The 2,235-nt window shown below is 66.4% G+C and carries 1 protein-coding gene; it reads right to left on the bottom strand.

Annotated elements, in window-relative coordinates:
- On the bottom strand, nucleotides 1-2,235 hold a 2,235-nt coding region (locus ACWCRJ_RS28240), incomplete at both ends, for a tetratricopeptide repeat protein (RefSeq protein WP_450941947.1).

Here is a 2,235-nt window from a genome sequence, read left to right as displayed (position 1 = left end):
CAGGACCCGCACCCGGTCGGCAAGGTTTCGTTCGTACAGCGGAATCGCCCGGCCGAGATCCCCCGCCGACTCAAAGGCGCCCGCGAGGTTGTTACGGGAGGTGAGCGTGTCGGGGTGGTCCTCGCCCAGGACCCGCACCGAATCGGCAAGGCTTCGTTCGTACAGCGGAACCGCCCGGCCGAGATCCCCCGCCGCCCCATAGGCGCCCGCAAGGTTGTTACGGGAGGCGAGCGTGTTGGGGTGATCGAGGCCGTGGAGGCGGATGGAGGTAGCCAGGGAGCGCTTGGTGTAGTTGATGGCCTGGGTGATCTGGCCCTGGCCTCGCAGGTAGTTGGCGGTGTGGGTAAGGAGGAGGGTGGTGTGTTGTGTGTCTTGGGCAGGGTCACTGGCGGAGAGGAGGGCTTCGGCGTGGGGGAGCAGTGTGCGCCAGGTGGGCCAGCCAGCCACGTTCGTGAGTGGCTCGTCAGGCAGTGCGGTGCGCAGGACGTTGATGGCCTCGCGGCGGGCGTTGGTGATGACTTCAGGGGCACGGTGGGGGTCGGCGTCGTCTGTCGTGATGGGGTCAGGGGTCCGGGCGACAGTCTGGACGAGGCGGTGAATGCTGAATGTGTCCGCGTCTAGAGTGATCATGTTGTAGGCAGCGAGCTGGCCCAGGGCCTGGGCGTAGCTGACGGGGTCTTCGGCCAGTGGGGCGAGCAGGGCGCGGGGAATGGCGCTGGGGGCATACCAGGAGGCGGTGCGCAGAATGTCGACGGCCAGGGGGGTGGTGCGGTGCAGGGTGTCGAGAGTGATCCGCCAGATTCGGGCCATGGTGCGTTGCGAGTCACCGGTCGCCGCAGCGGTGCCGGTGGTCTGGGCCGGGTGCCGACGGAGTAGGTCCCGGTAGTCGCTGACAGTGATGTGGCTCTCGGCGATAAACGCGCCGGCCTGTTCGAGAGCGAGAGGGAGGTACTCAAGTTCTTCGGCGAGGAGGCTAGCGTGGTGCTGGTTGTCGGGATCGGTCAGCCGAGTGAGCCGGGTGAGCAGGTCGAGTGAGGCAGCGGGAGTGAGGAGCGGTAGGGCCAGGGGGGTGCTTGGCCAACCGTTGGCGAAGCGGCTGGTGATCAGATGACGTCCGGCGTGCTGAAGCTGCCCCGTCAGATGGCTGATGGTGTTGGGGTGTTCGGCGTTGTCAAGGATGAGGAGCCATCCGGGGTGTTCCTGGAGCCATCCGATGGCCCACTCCGCGTCCTCAGTGGTGGTGCGGCTTCTGACACCGCCCTTGATACGGCTGGTCAAATCGGCAAGGCCGGTGGTGATCTGCTCCGGGGTGTCGGCGCGGATCCACCACACCAGTCGGTAGTCGTGCCGGTGAGCGTGGGCGTAATGCAAGGCGAGTGTGGTCTTGCCGACTCCTCCGAGCCCCTGAACAGTCTGCGTGATCGCCTTGGAGCCCTTCTCCATAGCGGCAGCGAGGTCGGCGAGGGCACTCTCACGACCGACGAAGACCTCTGATGGCCGATCGGGCAGGTTGTGCAGCTCGCGCGGAGCTTCCACGTCGTAGGAGCCGGTCCCTGTCTGGCCGCTCCTGGCGGAGGTGGTGACGTCTTCGAGGGAGATGAGGTTTCCGGCGACCTTGATGGCGGTGGTGAAGCCGGGGCGGGCGGTGAGAGTGGCCAGGGGCACGGCGGTGAGTTGATTACCGGGGTAGTGACCGGCGCGGTCCGTGGTCAGGACTCCTGTGAGCAGACTTCCGCAGAACAAGGCTGCTCCGGATGCCCCGGACCAGGGCGATGACGATCCGGCCGTGCCGGGGGTGGCGACTTGGTCGATGTGTGCTGTGATCAGGCCGGACTTCAGACCACTCAAGGTCTCGATGTGCCCGCTGATCTGCTTGGTGTCACGCTTTCCGTCCCGCTGCTCTGCCTCCGGGAACCCCACCGCCACACACTTCACCTCCCCCGCGGTCTGAGCTGAAGGCACCGGGAGGCGTCCCCACCTAACGGGCTTGGCGGAGATGGGTGGTTGCCATGCCCCATCGGTGATCATCAGCAGGGCGGCATCAGTGTGAGGGTCATGCTCGATGTCTGGCGGCTGCTCCGGCCACACCACCTCGGCCGCCACCCAAGCAGCAGGCTGCTCCCCGTACAGAGCGAGTCCTCGCACCTCCACCGCCCGCTCGGAGGCAGATCCCGCCTGCTTGATGTTGTGGTACGCGGTCAGGACCAAGCAGTCCGCAATGAGGTAACCCGTCCC

This window comes from Streptomyces sp. NPDC002324 (assembly GCF_053593335.1).
The sequence above is the reverse complement of the archived record's forward strand: the minus strand, read 5'-3'. Positions and strand labels throughout refer to the sequence as shown.